Source organism: Janthinobacterium sp. SUN118, from assembly GCF_030397695.1.
In the GTDB taxonomy this organism is placed as follows: domain Bacteria; phylum Pseudomonadota; class Gammaproteobacteria; order Burkholderiales; family Burkholderiaceae_D; genus Janthinobacterium.
This window is the reverse complement of sequence record NZ_JAPUBV010000002.1, coordinates 71,648-87,737: the sequence shown is the minus strand read 5'-3', so window position 1 is coordinate 87,737 and position 16,090 is coordinate 71,648. Positions and strand designations below refer to the sequence as shown.

Below are 16,090 nucleotides of genomic sequence, written 5' to 3'. Positions count from 1 at the left end.
CCGTGCTGTGCTTAACGCGGCTGGGCGCGCCACGCCTTCAGGTGGGCGCCGATGGCCTTGCCCTGGAACATCTGCGGCTCCGAATGCTCTTCCGCGTCCGCGCCGCCCGCGCTGAAATCGGCCGCTTCGCGCGCCTGCACCAGCACTTTGGCCTTGTCGAAGGCTTCGGCGAAGCCTGCGCTGTGCGGCAGCGCTTCCTTGAAATACGCTTCGCTGAAATACGTGAAATCGTTCTGGTCGTCGCAGCCGAACGAGGTGCGGTCGCTGCGCGCGGCCGTGATGATGAGGGTATTGTCATCCTTCAGGGGCGCGATGAAGCCGCCCGCATAGCAGGCCGAGACGACGATGACCTTCCAGCGGATGCCGCTGTGCTTGAGCATGCTGGCCAGTTCCTGCGCGGGCAGGCTGTGCAGGTCCATGCCGTTTTGCGCCAGCGCCAGTTCGTGCTCGGGCGAGCCGTGGCTGGTGAGGAAGAGGAACAGGATGTCGTTGGCCTTGTCCATCTTCGCTCCCAGGCTGTCGAGGCTGGCGCGGATGCTGGTGAGGGTGGCCATCGGCAGCTGCGCCACCGTGTTGCGGCTATTGACGAGCGTCAAGGAACGGCCCGTCGTGCCATGGTCGCGGTCGAACTGGCGCTGCACGAAACTCGTTTCGCGGTGAAACACTTCCTGCGCGCCGTCGCCGGCCACGCCCAGCAGGTACAGATTGATCTTCTTCGCCGGGTCGCGCGGCAATACACCGGCCAGTGTGCGTTCCAGCAAGGATTGCTGGCCGTACAGGGCCAGTTCGATGTTGTCGCGCGTGAGCTTGTCGGCGGCCGGGTCGTCGAGCTGCCCTTCCGTCCAGTTGCCGCTGTCTTCGCGCCGGCCGTCGGCCTGCGCCACGGCGTAGCGCAGCACGCCCTTGCCGTCGAACTGGCCATTCTTGAAGCCGCCCCGGTATTCGTCGCCGTCGGCCGTGCGCAGCACGCCTTCGCCTTCGAATTTCCAGTCTTTCAGCGGGCCTTCATAGTGGATGCCGTCGGCCGTCGTGACGCGGGCCTTGCCCAGCACCTGCCCTTGCACGAACTGGCCTTCGAAGACGGTGCCGTCGGTGTCGGTCAGCTTGCCGGCGCCATGCGGGCGCCAGTGCTGGAAGTTGCCTTCGAACGTGGCGCCGTCGGCGCCCTGGAAGCGGCCTGGGCCGTCAAAGCTGCCCTTGACGAAGGTGCCCGTGTATATCTCGCCCTTGGGCGAGGTGTAGCGCCCGAGGCCGTCGAAGGCGCCCTGGCGGAAGGCGCCCGTGTATTCCACGCCCGAGGCCTGGCGCAGCTGGCCCTGGCCGGAAAACACGCCGCGCGCGAAGCCCCCCGCGTAAAACGCGCCGCTCGCGTATTCGAGCCGGCCCTGGCCATGCATCTTGCCGTCGACGAGGGGGCCGAAATAGCGTCCGCCATCGGCCGTTTCCGCCGCCGGCGCCCGCGCGCCCGGTGCGGCGCACAGCGGCGGCATGCCCAGCGCGGCAAACGCCAGCAGGCCGGCGAGGGTATAGGGGCGAAGGGCGGCGCGGAGCGTGGCGGTCATGAGGACGATCTGAACTGTAGGGAGGGCCTAGTCTGCCACTGTATCGCCAGCGTGGCAAATGCCGGCGTGGCGTGTGCTGCCTTGTCTCAAGGCAATTTCCTGGTTTTAGGCCGTGCCAAGCAGGGGCTGAACTGATAATATTGATTTTCAGAACATATCGACACAAGGCACAAGTACACCCATGGAAAGCCGTCTCAGCCGCCTGGAAGCCGTTCAAACCGTGTTGCTGGAAATCGGGCAGCGCTCGAGTACCTGCAGCGATATCAGCGAATTCCTGCAGGCGGTGCACGCGGCGCTGGGGCGCATCATGTATGCGGCCAATTTCTATGTGGCGCTGAGCGACCGCGACGACGGTCTCGTGCGCTTTCCCTACTTTGTCGACGAATTCGACGCCGCGCCCGACCCGGACGTGGGCGTGCGCCTGGCCAGCGCCGCGCAGTCGCCCACGGCCTGGGTCATCGTCAACCGCAAGCAGCTGGTGATGACGGCGGACGACGACGCCATGCGCGCCATCGATGGCGGCGCCTGGGGCGGCGGCACGGCGGCCGAGCACTGGATAGGCTGTCCGCTGCTGGACCAGCAGCAGCAGGTGCTGGGCGCCATCGTCATCCAGAGCTATGACGCCGAACACCGTTTCAGCCTGGAAGACCAGGCCCTGTTCGCGCTGATCGCCACCCACGTGTCGAGCGCCCTGCAGGGCATGCAAAGCATGGACCGGCTGGAAAAGGCGGTGCAGGAGCGCACGGCCCTGCTGGCCCACGAAGTGGCCGAGCGGCGCCGCGCGGAAAACCTGCAGCACGCGCTGTATGAAATCGCCAACCTGTCGGCGCAGGCGGCCGACGCGACGACCCTGTATGCGCGGCTGCACGCCATCATCAGCGAGCTGGTGACGGCGAAGAATTTCCTCATCGCCCTGTATCACCCGGACAACAAGGACATCACGATCCCGTATTTTGTCGATGAAAAGGATGCGCAGGCGCCCGTCAAGCGCTTTCATTACGGCATCGGCATGAGCTCGTATGTGCTGGCGCGCCGCCAGGCCTGCCTGCTCGATGCGGACAGCTACGCGGCGCTGGTGGCCAGCGGCGAGATGGACGAGCCGCTGGGCAATGTCGGCATCGCCAGCTGGATGGGCGCGCCCATGCTGCTGGGCGAGCGCAAGTATGGCGTGATCATCGTGCAAAGCTATGACACGTCCGTCGTGTATGGCCAGGCGGAACTGGACGTGCTGGCCTTCATGGCCAGCCACGTGGCCGTGGCAATGGCGCGCATCCAGGCCGACAGCGCCATGCGCCACGCCAAGGCGGCGCTGGAAGAGCAGAACGCGGCCCTGAACGGCGCCCTGCACGCGCTGCAGGAGGCGCAGTCGGAACTGGTGCGCCAGGAAAAGCTCGCCTCGCTGGGGCGCCTGGTGGCGGGCGTGGCGCATGAAATCAATACGCCGCTGGGCATTTGCGTGACGGCCACCAGCCACCTGGTGCAGGAATTGAAGCTCACGCGCGAAGAGCTGGACGGCGGCCAGCTCGATGAAGACGGTTTGCGGCAGTTTTTCGACATCATCGACCAGACCCTGCGCATCATGACCACCAATACGCAGCGCGCCGCGGCGCTCGTGCGCAGCTTCAAGCAGGTGGCCGTGGACCAGTCCTCGGACGACATCCGCAGCTTTAACCTGCGCAAGTACCTCGATGAAATCCTGCTCTCGCTGCAGCCCAAGCTCAAGGGCAAGCCCGTCAAGGTGGATATCGATTGCGCGCCCGAGGTGCAGCTGCGCAGCTATCCGGGCGCGCTGTCGCAGATCGTCACGAACATGGTGGTCAATTCGCTCGTGCACGGCTTTGCCGAAGGCGAGCCTGGCAGGATCAAGCTGTCCGCGAGGACGGCCGGCGACATGCTGGAACTCGACTACAGCGACGACGGCATGGGCATGGACAGCGCCACCCTGGGCCAGCTGTTCGACCCCTTCTTCACGACGAAACGCGGTTCCGGCGGCAGCGGCCTGGGCGCGCACATCCTGTACAACCTGGTGACGGGGCCGCTGGGCGGCACGGTGAAGGTGGTCAGCGCGCCGGGGATGGGGTTGCACTATAAAATCCGTTTTCCGCTGGAGCCGAAAAGCGCTTGAAAACTGAAAACGGCGGGCCGGAGACGCCTGGCCCGGAACGCCCGTGTTTGGGGCTTGGGCCGAAGTCACGTAGGTCGGATTAGCGGCGCAGCCGCGTAATCCGACGTACGCATGCTAATCCGGGAAACGCTGATTCAATGCAAGCGCCTCATCCAGGTTGGCAATCAGCAACTCCACATATTGCGGATCGAGGTGGCTGCCGCTCACTTCGCGCAGGTAGCTGACCACGCGCTCGAGGGGCCAGGCGTCCTTGTAGCAGCCACGTAGGTCGGATTAGCGGCGCAGCCGCGTAATCCGACGTACGCATGCTAATCCGGGAAACGCTGATTCAATGCAAGCGCCTCATCCAGGTTGGCAATCAGCAACTCCACATATTGCGGATCGAGGTGGCTGCCGCTCACTTCGCGCAGGTAGCTGACCACGCGCTCGAGGGGCCAGGCGTCCTTGTAGCAGCCACGTAGGTCGGATTAGCGGCGCAGCCGCGTAATCCGACGTACGCATGCTAATCCGGGAAACGCTGATTCAGCGCAAGCGCTTCATCCAGGTTGGCAATCAGCAATTCCACATATTGCGGGTCGAGGTGGCTGCCGCTCACTTCGCGCAGGTAGCTGACCACGCGCTCGAGGGGCCAGGCGTCCTTGTAGCAGCGCTTGTGCATGAGGGCGTCGAAGACGTCGGCGACGGCGGCGATGCGCGCGTATTTATGGATGTTTTCACCGACCAGGCCTTGCGGGTAGCCGCTGCCGTCGTACTTTTCGTGGTGCTGGTGGGCGATCACGGCGGCCGCCTTCAGCAGCGGGCGCTGCGAGCCGTCGAGGATGGACATGCCCACCGTCGGGTGCTGCTTCATGATTTCCCATTCGGCCGCGTCGAGCTTGCCCGGTTTCAGCAGCACGGCGTCGGGCGTGGAAATCTTGCCGATGTCGTGCATGGGCGCCGCGTGGCGCAGCACCATGGTTTCCTCGTCCGACATGCCGGACGCCTGCGCCAGCAGCTGGCACACTTCGGCCATGCGCCGCACGTGGTTGCCGCCTTCGTGCGAGCGCGATTCGACCACGTCGCCCAGGCGCAGGATCAGTTCGGCCTGGGTATCGGTGATTTCCTGCGTCAGCAGGATGTTGTCGAAGGCGATCGCCACGCCCGAGCAGAACACTTCCAGCAATTGCGCGTCGAGGTCGGAAATTTCTTCCACGCCTTTCAAGACGAGCAGGGACGCCTTGCCGCTGCTGTTGGGAAAGTAGCCGACATAGGTGTCGCCATGCAGGCGAGAAATCTTGTTGCTCTTGGCATCGTCGAGCTGCGACAGCAGGGAAGGGCTGAGCATGCCGCCATCGGCGTCCAGGTCGCCGATCTGCGCGAGGATTTCATAATCCTGCTCGCCGGAAATGGCGCTGGCGCCGCGCAGGCGCAGCAGCATGCTCGTTTCCAGGCGCAGCAGGGCCACCACCTGCTGCAGCAGGCCGCTGGCGAAGTCGCGCAGGTTGCGCTGCTTGAAGATGTGCGCCGAGGCGGCGATGACGCGCTCGAGGCCTTCGCGGTAGTGCAGCTGGGCCAGGCGCGCCTCTTCCACCTTCATGATGTCGCGGTAGGCGCGCAGGGCGGCAAAGGTGGTGGTAAACAGCTTGGTGCGGTCGAGTTCCGTCTTTTCCTTGTAGTCGTTGATGTCGTAGTTGACGATCACGCGCTCTTCCGGGGCCTGGCCCGGCTGGCCCGTACGCAGCACGATGCGCGTGAACTGGTTGCCCAGGTCTTCGCGCATCCAGCGCGCCACTTCCAGGCCGCTGTCTTCGCGCTCCATCACCACGTCGAGGAAGACGAGGGCGATGCCGTCCTCGCGCGCCAGCACCTGCTTGGCTTCGGCGCCGCTGTACGCATGCACGAAGCTGAGGGCGCGGCCTTCCAGGCGGAAACGGCTGAGTGTCAGTTCGGTGATGTCATGGATGTCGGGTTCATCATCGACGAGCAGGACTTTCCAGGGAGGTAACTTGGGCGATGCTGAAGACAAAAATGACATAAGGGCGAGTTCCGCTAAAAGGCATAACTGACGCAATGCTGAGACGCCCGCGCCAGGATTTCCTGTGCGCCATGACCGGCGTTGCGCGTTTTTCGGGCGCATTTTGTCGATTGTAGACTGACAGCTAAGTATTAACAACAAGCAAGAATAATTGATCCAATTCATGCAACACGAATATCAAAATGACACTTTAAATCCGTGGCGCTGACACTATCTATACTTTATCGCTTAGGCAACTATATTTTCAAGACAATACTTCGTTTTAATTAATATTGCCAATAAATCTGAAAAAATATGTTATAGCTGAAGCCAGATCTTGTTTTTTGATAAATAAGGTAACAAGGTATGAATTTTATGCAGAGGGAGGCGAGGCGGTTATATATTGAAGGAATAGAGACAGGGCCTGCGGGCCACCACCATTTATTGAAAGGGATGAACATGCAAAAGAAAATGACGTGTGCCTTGATCGCGGGCGTTGCCCTGCTTGCCGGTAGTGCGGCATGGGCGGGAACCGAGGTAAATTTCAAGCAACCCGAGAAATTTACCGATTTGCCATATGAGCAGCGCGACCGTGAAAGCGCCTTGAAGGAGCTGGCGGAACATTTCGATAAACTGGGCAAGTCGCTCAAGCCAGGCCAGAACCTGAAAATCGACGTCAATGACCTGGACCTCGCCGGGCGTGAAAATCCTGCCATGCGCAGCACCCAGGATATCCGCATCATGAATGGCCGCACGGATTGGCCAGGCATGCGCCTGCATTATGTGCTGGAAGAGGATGGCAAGGTCATCAGCAGTGGCGACGCGGCCCTGTCCGACATGGCGTACATGACGCGCATTAATCCGTACTCCACGGGTGACAAGCTGCGCTACGAAAAATTGATGATAGACGACTGGTTCGCCAAGACATTTGGCGCCAAGGCCAAGGCCAAGGCCGGCAAGTAAGCGCAGCAAAGGGCGAGCATGGCCGCACAGGCCACTCGCCTGCAGCAGTGTGTATTGCGCTACGGAAATTTCCACTTCGGGTTATATTGGACTGCGATGCAGCCATGGCGTTCAGCGTAGCGCTTGCCTGTCTATGAGACTTTCTGAAAGGAATGGATATGCGTATTTCCAACGCGACGAAAACCTGGGTGGCCGCATTGGCATTGCTTGCCAGCAGCGGCGCCTGGGCGGGAGTGCAGGTGCACTTCGACAAGCCGGACAATTACACGGACGTGCCGTTCAGCACGCGCGACCGCGATGACGTGCTTGCCGGGCTGGCCGAGCATTTCCAGTTCCTGGGCAAGAGTTTGCGGCCTGGGCAGGAACTCAGGATCGAGATCACCGACGTCGACCTGGCTGGCCATGAAGACCTGTCGCGGCGTGGCGCTTCCGACCTGCGCATCATGAATGGCCGCACGGACTGGCCGCGCCTGCGCCTGCGCTATGCGCTCGAGCAAAATGGCAAGGTGATCGCCAGCGGCAACGCGTATTTGTCCGATATGTCGTATTTGCAGCGCATCAACCGCTATTCCAGCGGCGACTCCCTGCGCTATGAAAAGCAGATGATCGACGACTGGTTCAAGAACACCTTCGACATCAAGCCGCAGGGACGCAGCAAGCCCGTCATGACCTTGCAGCAGCGCGAAGTGCAGCGCCGCTAGTCAACGCAGATACGCCTGTTCGATGCGCCCCAGCTGGCCATTGTGCCGCAGCGCCAGCAGGGCGGCATTCATCTGCGCGATGAAATCGGCCTTGTAGGCCGGCGTGTTGCGCGCACTGTAGGCGATATAGGTGGCTTCGGACGACAGTTCCAGCACCTCGCGCAAGGCAAAGCCGTGGCGGGCCAGCTCGCCGCGCAGCCGCCGCGCCGTATGCCGCGCCGCGCCGCGGTCGCTGGCGTAGCAATCGATGCGTCCCAGCGCGAGTTTCTTCAGGTTTGCCTCGTTGCCCTTGGCCGCTTCCAGGCGCAGCAGTCCCTGGCGCGCGGGCGCCATCAATTTTTCCGACAGCAGGAAACCGGCGTTGACGCCGATCGTCAGGCCGGCAAAGTCGTCGGGGAAATGCGTGCGCGGCGTGCGCATGACGGCGTCGCGGCAGAACAGCACCACCGATTCGCGGTACAGCATGGCCGAGTAAGGCTGCACATACGACCGCTCCGTCTTGCGGCCAGGCGGAAACAGGCCGAAGACCTGGCCCTTTTCCAGCGCATCGAGGCCCCGTTTCCACGGACGCGGCTGCAGTTCCAGCCGGTAGCCCGGCATCCTGTCCGCCGCCTGGCGCAGGATATCGACATACATGCCCTTGAAGACGCCGTTCTCCACGTAGCTGTAGGGCGCATAGTCATCGTCGCCATACAGGATCACGGTTGGCGGCGCACCCATGGCGCCCGGCACGGCGCCCAACAACGCCACGGTGAGGCACAGTCCTGCCCGTATAGGTACTCGCATGCCGCTCCAGAATTAATTATCTTCCTGGCAAGCATACAGCATGGCGAGCGAATTAATCGATCCAGTTCACTTGTGGAAACTTGCTGCCGAAATCTTCCGCCATGGGCACGACTTGGCTGAGCTTATAGTTGAAGAACACAAAACCGGACTTGGCCATCGCGATCAGGGTGTTGTCGCGCGGGCGCGTGATGCGGAACGTGATGTCGCCGCCATATTTGTTGAAATCCATGACGCCCACTTCGAACAGCAGCTGGTCGCGCGCATGGGCTTCGGCGCGGTAGGTGGTGGCCAGGTCGGTGACGATGATGCCGGTGCCGTCCGCTTCGATGTCGCGCACGCCATATTCGAACAGGAAGCGCGCGCGTGCCTCGGAAATCATGGAAATCATGGAATCGTTGCCGAGATGGTTGCCGGCATTGATGTCCGTCGTGCGCACCGTCAGTTGCGAGGAATAGCAGTATTGGTCTTCAGGAAATTCAAGTTTCAAACGGGCCATGGTGTTCTCTTGATCTGGTGCGCGGAGCGCGGCGAAAAAAACCAATTCTAGCCGGTTCCCTGCGTCCCGTCGAAAAACACCGCCTCAGGCGTGTGCCGCCAGTACGGCTGGCACCCGCTTATTTCGGACGCTTACTGGCGTACGATCCTGTACACCGTGCCCGTGGCGCTGAGCATGTACAGTTCGTTTTGCGCATCCTGGCCGAAGGACATGATATTGCCCACGTTGGCGATGCCCCAGTCCTTCACGGCCGACGCGGCGCCATTGCTGTAGCTGAAACTTTTCAGCCAGCCGCTGCAGTAGTCGGAATACAGGTATTGCCCCGCCAGTTCCGGCAAGGCTGCGCCCCGGTACACATAGCCGCCCGTGATCGAGCAGCTGCCCGCACTGCCGGTGTCGTATTCGACGGCGGGCAGCACCAGCCCCGCCTGGTTGCAGCTGCTGCTGTTGTAGCACTGCGTGCCTTCCATGATGTTCCAGCCATAGTTGTTGCCGGCCTGGCCCACGGCGTGCACATTGACTTCCTCGCGCCTGGACTGGCCCACGTCGGCGATGTACAGCAGCTGGGCCGGCACGTCGAAGGCGTAGCGCCATGGGTTGCGCAAGCCATAGGCCCAGATTTCGCCGCGCCCGCCCGCCGTGCCGGCAAATGGGTTGCCGGCGGGAATGGCGTAAGGCTGGGCTACGCTGCTGGCGCTGACGTCCAGGCGCAATAATTTGCCCAGCAGCACGTTGGTGTTTTGCGCGTTGCCGGGCGGGTCGCCCGCGCTGCCGCCATCGCCCGTGCCCGCATACAGGTAGCCGTCCGGACCAAAGCTGAGCAGGCCGCCATAGTGGTTGCCGAACGTGGGGTGGGCAATGGTGAGGATGGTCAGCGCGGACAGGGGATCGGCCACGTTGGCGTTGCCGGCCGACACTTGCCGCCGTTCGATGACGATATCGCCGGCCAGGTTGCTGTAATACAGGAAGAAATAGCCATTGCTCGCGTATTGCGGATGGAAGGCCAGCGACAGCAGGCCCCGTTCGCCGCTGGTGGTGGTCAGGGTGCTGATGTCGAGGAAGGGTGTCGCCAGCAGGCTGCCGTTTTGCACCACGCGGACGCGCCCGGCGCGCTCGAGGATGAATAATCGGCTGTCGCCGGGCGGCGCCGTGAGGAAGATGGGCGCGCTCAAGCCGGACACGACCTCCTGCAGGCGCAGGGCCAGCGGCGCGGCCGCCGCATACGCGACGCTGGCGCTGGCCGTGGCGCCGGCGCTCACCTGCACCTGCTGGCTCACGGGCGTGGGCGCCAGGCTGCCCGTGCCCTGAACCACGCTGGCGGCGACCAGCGTATAGGCGCCGGGTGCCAGGCCGTCGAGGGTGCCGGAAAGCGTCAGTGTCTTGCGGTAGCCGCCAGGGCCGCCGACCGTGACGGCGCCCGCCACGCCGGCCGGCAAGCCGCCGATGCTGACGCTCAGGCTGCCGGTGCCGGCGGCCTGCGGAGTGTGGCCACCGCCGCCGCCACACGATGCCAGCAGGGCCAGGCAGCAGGCCAGCAGCAGGGCCTGCCAGGCGGGGGAATGTCGGCAACGTGGATGGCGCATGTCAGTCTCCTGCGGCAAGGACGGAATGGCGGAGCGGGCCGGTACGGCGCATGAAGCATGGCTTGTGCTTAGAATGCGCGTTTTTGTGCCGGCAAGATTGAGCTTGCGCAAGCATACTCCGCGTGGCCGCCGCGCTTCCGTGCGCTGCTGCACCGTGCGGCGCCATCGGACAAATGCGCCGCGTTTTCAGACAAGCGCGGCGTCGCCTGCACCGCGGCGCCCACGCGGGCCCGATAATGATGCATCTGAAACCGAGCAGGAACACATCACATGAAAACGAAAGCAGCGATTGCCTGGAAGGCGGGCGCCCCCCTCACCATCGAAGAAGTCGACCTGGCCGGCCCGCGCGCCGGCGAAGTGCTGGTCGAGCTGAAAGCCACGGGCATTTGCCATACCGATTACTACACCCTGTCCGGCGCCGATCCGGAAGGCCTGTTCCCCGCCATCCTCGGCCATGAAGGCGCCGGCATCGTCGTCGACGTGGGCCCGGGCGTGACGACCCTGAAAAAGGACGACCACGTCATCCCCCTGTACACGCCGGAATGCCGCCAGTGCAAGTTCTGCCTGTCGCAAAAGACGAACCTTTGCCAGGCCATCCGCTCGACCCAGGGCCGCGGCCTGATGCCGGACGCCACCTCGCGCTTTTCCATCGACGGCCAGCCGCTGTTCCACTACATGGGTACCTCGACGTTTTCCAATTACATCGTCGTGCCGGAAATTGCTCTCGCCAAGATCCGCGAAGATGCGCCGTTCGACAAGGTCTGCTACATCGGCTGCGGCGTGACGACGGGCGTGGGCGCCGTGCTGTTCTCGGCCAAGGTCGAGGCGGGCGCCAATGTGGTCGTGTTCGGCCTGGGCGGCATCGGCCTGAACGTGATCCAGGCGGCGAAGATGGTCGGCGCGGACAAGATCATCGGCGTCGACATCAACCCGGCGCGCCAGGCCATCGCGCGCAAGTTCGGCATGACGCACTTTATCAATCCGAACGAAGTGGAGAATGTCGTCGACGCCATCGTGCAGCTGACGGACGGCGGCGCCGACTATTCGTTCGAATGCGTGGGCAACACGACCTTGATGCGCCAGGCGCTCGAGTGCACGCACAAGGGCTGGGGCAAGTCCTTCATCATCGGCGTGGCGGCGGCCGGCCAGGAAATTTCCACGCGGCCATTCCAGCTGGTGACGGGACGCGAATGGCGCGGCTCGGCCTTCGGCGGCGCGCGCGGCCGCACGGACGTGCCGAAGATCGTCGACTGGTATATGGAAGGCAAGCTCAATATCGACGACCTGATCACGCACCGCCTGAAGCTCGAGGATATCAACCAGGGCTTCGACCTGATGAAGAGCGGCGAATCGATCCGTTCGGTCGTCCTGTATTAAGCGTGCTGGGCTGAGCTGACTGTACTCATTGCGCAACACTTGACGGACGGGGCAGGGCGGCAGGCTGTACTTCGCTGCCTGCCCCTGATAGTGTGAAGGCATCCGCCTTGCTTTGGGAGCCGTTCATGTTTGCCACTGCCTACCTCGCCACTTTGCGCCGCATGCTGCCCGTCTTCCTCGGCGCGGCCCTGTCTTCCCTGCTGGCCCTATGGTGGAGCAAGGCCGCCATCCTCGCCACGCCCGCCATCTGGCTGGCGCTGCTGGCCACGTATCTGCTGTGCGCGCTGCTGTTTACGCCGCTGGCCCGGCAGAACCGCCAACTGGCGACGCGCCACGTACGTCACGGCAAGCCGCGCTGATTCCTCCTCCGGCTAGCGCGCCGTGCTGGAAAAGCGTTCGCGATAGTCGCTCGGCGTGATGGCAAGTTTCTTTTGAAACAGGCGGCGCAGCCTGTCCTCGCTGTGCAAGCCCGCCTGCACGGCCACCTGTTTTAAGGAGGACACATTGTCTTCCAGCAAGCGGCGCGCCACTTCGAAGCGGGCCGTTTCAATGAATGCCGTGGGGCTGGTGCCCGTTTCGCGCTGGAACACGCGCGTGAAATTGCGCTCGCTCATGGCCAGCCTGGCCGCCAGCAGCGGCACGCTCAACTCCTCGCCCAGGTGTTCCATGATCCAGCCCTGCAGCTGGCGTATCGTGGGATGCGTCGTCATCTGGCTCGACAGGTGCACGGAAAACTGCGACTGGCCGCCGGGCCGCTTCAGATACACCACCAGGTCGCGCGCCACTTCCAGCGCGATATCGCGGCTGAAATCGTCTTCCACGAGGGCCAGCGCCAGGTCGATGCCGGCCGTCACGCCGGCCGACGTCCAAATGCGACCTTCCCGCACGAAAATTGCATCGGCATTGACCTGTATCAAAGGATAGCGTTGGCGCAGACTGTCCACGGCGCTCCAGTGGGTGGCGGCGCTCTTGCCGTCGAGTACGCCTGCTTCGGCCAGGAAAAAGCAGCCCGTGCACAGGGCGGCCAGGGTGCCGATGCGCGGCGCCGCCTCGGCTACCCATTCGGCGATGGCGGGGATGTCGTGCAACACTTGTTCGACATGGTGGCAGCCGACGATGACGGCCAGGTCGGGCAGGCGGTGCGCGTCGAGCGCCTTGCTCGCGTGCAGCGACATTAAGGTGTCCGATGCAACCGGGCCGATGGCCGTCGAGGCGATGCGCACGTCGTAGCCGCCGGGCAGCTTGCGCAGGCGCAAATGGGTATTGACGTAGTCAAACACCTTCATGGCGCCGATGGCCTCGAGCGCCTTGAAGCCCGGATAGACGATGATATCGACCGTGCGCAGGGGAAATTCTTTGGGACTTTGCTTGATCATGCGATATGCGCGAGGGTGAAAAATACTGCCATAATGCAACAACAGCGATGGCGTAGATTAGCATGGAACAATCGACGCGGCGGCTGGCTTCCCACTCATCAGATTTCTGGATATCGTGCGCGCATACACTTTCCTTGCCGGTTTGTTCTTCCTGCTATGGACCGGCCTGGTCCAGGCGGCCACCCTGAGTTTCAATGGCAACGCCGTCGGCGGCTGCACCCTGGCCGGCATGCAATACACGTGCGCCGCCTTGCCGCTGGGCGATACGGACGTCGTCGTCATCGCCAGCGCGTATGGCGTGACGGTCAACAGTTCGCTGACGATGAAGTACAACCAGGGCTTGACGATGAGCGGCAGCGCCGCGCTGACGGTCAAGGGCAACCTCGACATCAAGGATATCAACCCGCCCAACCTGAAGGTGACGGGCGGCAACCTGACGGCCGAGGGCGGCACCTTCAGCATGGGGGCGCAGGAGCAGACCCTCAGCGCCAGCATTGCCGCCACCACCATCAAGATGGGCTCGAATAACGTCAAGGTGACGGGCAGCATCAGCGCCAAGGGCCTAGTCGAGATCGCCTCGGGTTCCGTCATCAACGGGCCCATCAGCGGCGCCACGGTGAATATCCTGGCTGCCAGCAGCCGCATCCAGGGCGATATCACGGCCACGACGTCGATCACCATCGGTTCCGGCAGCCAGGTGACGGGCGATTTGACGGCGCCGAATATCGACTTGAAGGCGTCGGGCTTGCTCGTCACGGGCGACGTCAAGGCCAGCAATACGCTGACGATCGCCTCGGGCAATGGCATCAAGGGCGATGTGGAGGGCGGCAACGTCACCCTGGATGCGTCGAACGCGTATATCACGGGCAACGCCGTGGTCGACCACATCACCCTGGGCTGGCAAGGCCGGGTGCAGCAAACCATCACCTGCAAGGCGTACACGCCGTCCAACCCGTGCAGCTGCGTGACGAATAACAGCGGCTGGGGCTTCAATGAGCCGCAGGGACCGAAATGCGGCCCCAGCACGCAGGCCGGGCCGCACCATTTCCAGATCACGCATCCGCCCGCGGCGCTGACCTGCGCGCCGGCGCCCGTGACCGTCACGGCTTGCGCCGATGCCGCCTGCAGCAGCGTCTACACGGGCGCGGCGCAAGTGACCCTGACGCCGGGCGGCGCGACGGCGCAGATCAACGGCAGCTTGCCGGCCACGGGCATGGCCGTTTCCAGCGTGGCGCAGACGACGGCGGCCGGCAACGTGGCCCTGGGCCTGAGCAGCACGCCGGCCACGACGGGTGCGCTGGTGTGCAAGAGCAGCGTCGACAACAGCTTGACGAATTGCCAGATGGCATTTGTGACGAGCGCGCTGCAGGTCAGCGGCGCGCCCCGCTATGCGGAGCAGGAGGGACGCATCGCCATCAGCGCCCTGCAGGCGTCGGCGTCGAACCCGCGCGCCTGCGTGCCGCTGTTCGCCAGCCAGACCAAGACGCTGCAGCTGCGCTGCACCTACGCCAACCCGACCACGGGCACCCTGCCGGCGCGCATACAGAACAAGGATAATGTGTACGTGCCGCTGGGCGCCAATGCGGGCAGCGCCTGCAGCGCGGCCGGCGCCGCCGTGCAGCTGGCGTTCGACGCCGATGGCCAGGCCACGCCGAACCTGCTGTACGCCGATGCGGGTGCGCTGGGCCTGACGGCCACCTATGCCTCGACCAGCGGCAGCGACAGCGGACTGACGATGACGGGCACCGGCACGGTCATCGTCGGACCGAAAGCCTTCGCCTTCAGCGCCATCGCCACGCCGCAGCGCGCCGGCATGACCGTGCTGCCGGTGGCGCCCGCGACCAGCATCAGCGTCTCGGCCCTGAACGCGGCGGGCGCGGTGACGCGCAACTTTGGCCGCGAAACGCTGGCGCAAACGGTGGAGCTGGGGCGCACCATCGTCGCCCCCGTGTTCCCCGGTTTCAGCGATCCCGCCGTGGCGGGCAGCCTGACGTTTAACAATAACAATGGCGTCGGCACGGCCGCTAACCTGAGCTGGCCGGAAGTGGGCCAGATACGCTTCACGGCCAGCCTGGCCACCTACCTGGGCGCCGCGGCGCCGCAGCTGCCGGCGACGGGCAGCAGCGCCGATGTGCTCTATATTCCCCACCACTACAAGACGGAAATCATCGTGCCCGGCGAGACGGACTTGCCGCCCACGGCCGTCTTTGCCGCGCCCTGCACGGCGGCCATGAAATGCCTGGTCGGCGTGCCGCCCGCGGGCGTGTCGGCGTATTCGGGGCAGGCCTTCGGCTTGCGCGTGACGGCGCAGAACCAGGCCAATGCGAGCACGCTCAATTTTGACGGCCGCGACACGAGTTACATGACGGCCGTGCAAGTGCAGGGCTGGGATGCGGCGAAGGGCGAGCAGCTGTTTCCGCCTGGCACGCCGGGCGCCAGCCGGCTCACCGATGGCAGCAATGCGCAAACCACCGTCACAAGCATCGCGGCCACGAAATTCACCTTGGGCGTGGCCCGGTCCGCGCTGGCCTACCGCTTTCCCGGCGCCAGCGGCGTGCCGGTGATGGTGGCGCCCACCGACGTGCTGTTGCGCGCCAGCAGCACCAACGGCGGCGCCAGCGTCAGTTCGGCGCCGGCGGCGGCCGGCTCGGAAGGCGTGCTGACCGTGCTGTCGGGGCGTTTGATGGTGCCGCATGGTTATGGTTCGGAACGCTATCCCGTGCGCCTGCCCGTGCAAGCCCAGTACTGGGACGGCAAGATGTGGTCCATCAACCTGGCCGACAGCGGCAGCAAGTTTACCCAGGCCCAGGTGTTGCTGGCCAATTGCAAGAAAACCCTCGATTGCGCCGCCTTGCAAGTGGAAGGCGGTACTTATACCGTCAACAAGGGAGAGTTGCCGAAGAATAAGCTGCTGACCATCCAGGCGCCCGGAGCGGGCAAGGTCGGCAGCGTCGAGGTGTCCGTGCCCGGCATGGTTTATCTGCCCAGCACGGTGGGCATCGTCGTCTTTGGCGTCTTCAAGTCCGGTCCCGTGATTTACCTGCGCGAAATGTATTGAGGCGTAGCGTGGTATTGAGGCAGATCGTGCGCATGGGACGGCCCGGGGCAGAAAGCGGGAAAAACCAGTA

Annotated in this window: 12 protein-coding genes; 6 read left to right on the top strand and 6 right to left on the bottom strand. The window is 63.8% G+C overall.

Annotated elements, in window-relative coordinates; translation table 11 throughout:
* Positions 1–11 precede the first annotated feature (11 nt).
* Positions 12–1,562, bottom strand: coding sequence for a C13 family peptidase (locus tag O0880_RS16025; protein ID WP_289887423.1), 1,551 nt, complete (start codon positions 1,560–1,562; stop codon positions 12–14).
* A 181-nt stretch (positions 1,563–1,743) separates the two neighbouring features.
* Here O0880_RS16025 and O0880_RS16020 point away from each other — a divergent pair, with 181 nt between their 5' ends.
* Entirely contained in the window at positions 1,744–3,687 is a 1,944-nt protein-coding gene (locus O0880_RS16020) for a GAF domain-containing sensor histidine kinase (RefSeq protein WP_289887422.1), read from the top strand.
* Between the two features lie 502 nt (positions 3,688–4,189).
* Here O0880_RS16020 and O0880_RS16015 read toward each other — a convergent pair.
* On the bottom strand, positions 4,190–5,701 hold the full coding sequence (locus O0880_RS16015; protein ID WP_071325523.1) for a DUF3369 domain-containing protein: 1,512 nt from the start codon (positions 5,699–5,701) through the stop codon (positions 4,190–4,192).
* 438 nt (positions 5,702–6,139) lie between these two features.
* On the opposite strand from O0880_RS16015, the gene O0880_RS16010 reads away from it, so the two are divergent.
* The gene (locus tag O0880_RS16010) at positions 6,140–6,643 is read left to right on the top strand and encodes a DUF3016 domain-containing protein (RefSeq protein WP_071326731.1); all 504 of its coding nucleotides are present in this window, start codon (positions 6,140–6,142) and stop codon (positions 6,641–6,643) included.
* Between the two features lie 158 nt (positions 6,644–6,801).
* On the top strand, positions 6,802–7,344 hold the full coding sequence (locus tag O0880_RS16005; RefSeq protein WP_071326730.1) for a DUF3016 domain-containing protein: 543 nt from the start codon (positions 6,802–6,804) through the stop codon (positions 7,342–7,344).
* Here O0880_RS16005 and O0880_RS16000 read toward each other — a convergent pair whose 3' ends face one another.
* The 3 genes from O0880_RS16000 to O0880_RS15990 form a co-directional block, all read right to left on the bottom strand.
* Positions 7,345–8,130, bottom strand: a complete 786-nt coding sequence (locus tag O0880_RS16000) for a transporter substrate-binding domain-containing protein (RefSeq protein WP_289887420.1) — start codon at positions 8,128–8,130, stop codon at positions 7,345–7,347. It lies immediately after the preceding gene.
* A 52-nt stretch (positions 8,131–8,182) separates the two neighbouring features.
* Positions 8,183–8,626 carry a thioesterase family protein gene (locus tag O0880_RS15995; RefSeq protein WP_034784316.1) on the bottom strand — a complete coding sequence of 148 codons (444 nt, stop codon included), beginning with the start codon at positions 8,624–8,626 and terminating at the stop codon, positions 8,183–8,185.
* A gap of 131 nt (positions 8,627–8,757) precedes the next feature.
* Complete coding sequence (locus tag O0880_RS15990) at positions 8,758–10,209, bottom strand: PQQ-dependent sugar dehydrogenase (protein WP_289887418.1); 1,452 nt, start codon at positions 10,207–10,209, stop codon at positions 8,758–8,760.
* A gap of 270 nt (positions 10,210–10,479) precedes the next feature.
* Here O0880_RS15990 and O0880_RS15985 point away from each other — a divergent pair, with 270 nt between their 5' ends.
* Both O0880_RS15985 and O0880_RS15980 read left to right on the top strand, forming a co-directional pair.
* Positions 10,480–11,586: an S-(hydroxymethyl)glutathione dehydrogenase/class III alcohol dehydrogenase gene (locus tag O0880_RS15985; protein ID WP_289887415.1), complete on the top strand. Its 1,107-nt coding sequence runs from the start codon at positions 10,480–10,482 to the stop codon at positions 11,584–11,586.
* Positions 11,587–11,711: 125 nt separating this feature from the next.
* Positions 11,712–11,945, top strand: a complete 234-nt coding sequence (locus O0880_RS15980) for a hypothetical protein (protein ID WP_071325519.1) — start codon at positions 11,712–11,714, stop codon at positions 11,943–11,945.
* Between the two features lie 12 nt (positions 11,946–11,957).
* Here the strand turns inward: O0880_RS15980 and O0880_RS15975 are convergent, their stop codons facing one another.
* Positions 11,958–12,962, bottom strand: coding sequence for a helix-turn-helix domain-containing protein (locus O0880_RS15975; protein WP_289887413.1), 1,005 nt, complete (start codon positions 12,960–12,962; stop codon positions 11,958–11,960).
* Positions 12,963–13,077: 115 nt separating this feature from the next.
* On the opposite strand from O0880_RS15975, the gene O0880_RS15970 reads away from it, so the two are divergent.
* Positions 13,078–16,020 carry a DUF6701 domain-containing protein gene (locus O0880_RS15970; RefSeq protein WP_289887411.1) on the top strand — a complete coding sequence of 981 codons (2,943 nt, stop codon included), beginning with the start codon at positions 13,078–13,080 and terminating at the stop codon, positions 16,018–16,020.
* Positions 16,021–16,090 lie beyond the last annotated feature (70 nt).